2 protein-coding genes are annotated in these 1,248 nt (G+C 54.3%); both read right to left on the reverse strand.

Annotation, left to right across the window (positions count from 1 at the left end; genetic code table 11):
• Positions 1 to 228: 228 nt before the first annotated feature.
• Positions 229 to 435, reverse strand: coding sequence for a hypothetical protein (locus C3Y91_RS02430; RefSeq protein ID WP_011653303.1), 207 nt, complete (start codon positions 433 to 435; stop codon positions 229 to 231).
• A gap of 139 nt (positions 436 to 574) precedes the next feature.
• Entirely contained in the window at positions 575 to 913 is a 339-nt protein-coding gene (locus tag C3Y91_RS02435) for a hypothetical protein (protein ID WP_018243390.1), read from the reverse strand.
• Between the last annotated feature and the right edge of the window lie 335 nt (positions 914 to 1,248).

A 1,248-nucleotide genomic window follows, 5' to 3' on the forward strand; every position in this document is an offset into this window, starting at 1 on the left:
TCCCTCATCTGCCATCCTTACTGCATAATTCAAAGTGCTACAGCGTCGTTTGCGCGTCTGAAAAGACGCGCGGCGCTGTAGTCCTGCTTTTGCTGCCGCTTTCTTGGCATGAACGGCGCAAGGATGCCAGCAAGGCAAATTAAAAACGAGGGGGAATAACAGGCGCCGCAAAAGAGGCTCAGCGCTTTGGGATAAAGCGCCGTCACGGCTTGATAGGGTGGTGCTGCCTCAGCGGCAGGCCATGAAGCCGGCCAGTTCCTTACGGCTGACGACGATACCGGCGGCGGCCTTGACCGGGTCCGGATGTGTGTAGGACAGACTAGGCATTTCCGGCAGATCGAGTGCTTGGCGCATATTCATGATACCGACCGCATAGCGGCCATCGGCGCTGTCGACGCTGACTTCGATAATGCAGTTAGCCCTCTTGTTTTCCATGGTAGTCCTCCCTTCGTTTTTTATGTTCCCATAGCTGACATTAAAAATTGGTTTTTGTAAGACATAAGCATTTACGCACCCTGCCGAAAAAACGGATCGGCGGGTGCGCAAAAACCGGTTTATGGGTGGATATGTGCGTTCAGCGCCACCATTGGCGAGGCTGGGGCTGTGGGCTGCCGGAAAGCAGGTATCCGGCGAGGAATCCAATGGCGCCTGCAAGCACCAGCGCAGTGGTCGTTGCGGCCGGATGCTCGCGGGCGGCGTCGGCGGCAGCAACACCTTCGGCCCTGATCTGGGCGACGGCGTTCTTTGCCCGGGGCAGGGCTTCATCATAAGCCTTGCCGGCGCGCCCGCGCACTTCGTAATAGGCTTCGGCGCCCTGAGCGGAAATCATCTTCTGCAGGCGCGAGACTTCCTGCTGGAGTGCGGCAATGTCCTTGCTGACAGATGCTCTGATATCATCGGTATTGGCAGCCATGTTGGTCTCCTTCCTTCAATGGGAAAGACAACACCCAACTCGGCGATAGGTTCCGAAATCTCAGTTGCTGATGTGTGACGGAAATTTAAAGCTCGCCGGTTGGAGCCACTTTAATCCTCTATTAACCATAAAGCCGCGCAAGATCCTGTTTTTTCGCTATCTTTCGGTCGCTGAGAGCGACTTTCCGACGGATTTTTGACCAGGCGGTAAAGGAATTTTCAAGAATCCGTTCCGAAAACGCGTCCTGTGGATAATACCCATCTGCAAAACACAAGCCGAATCAACCTGTTACAAAAATGTCAAAAAACTTTGGTTGGGTGTGTTGACGGATGAGA

Origin of the sequence: Rhizobium ruizarguesonis (assembly GCF_012349115.1) — a bacterium.
GTDB classification, from domain to species: Bacteria; Pseudomonadota; Alphaproteobacteria; order Rhizobiales; family Rhizobiaceae; genus Rhizobium; species Rhizobium ruizarguesonis.

Coding starts and splice junctions, on each gene's coding strand:
- C3Y91_RS02430 (WP_011653303.1), bottom strand. CDS start 435: ATGGAAAACAAGAGGGCTAACTGCATTATCGAAGTCAGCGTCGACAGC.
- C3Y91_RS02435 (WP_018243390.1), bottom strand. CDS start 913: ATGGCTGCCAATACCGATGATATCAGAGCATCTGTCAGCAAGGACATT.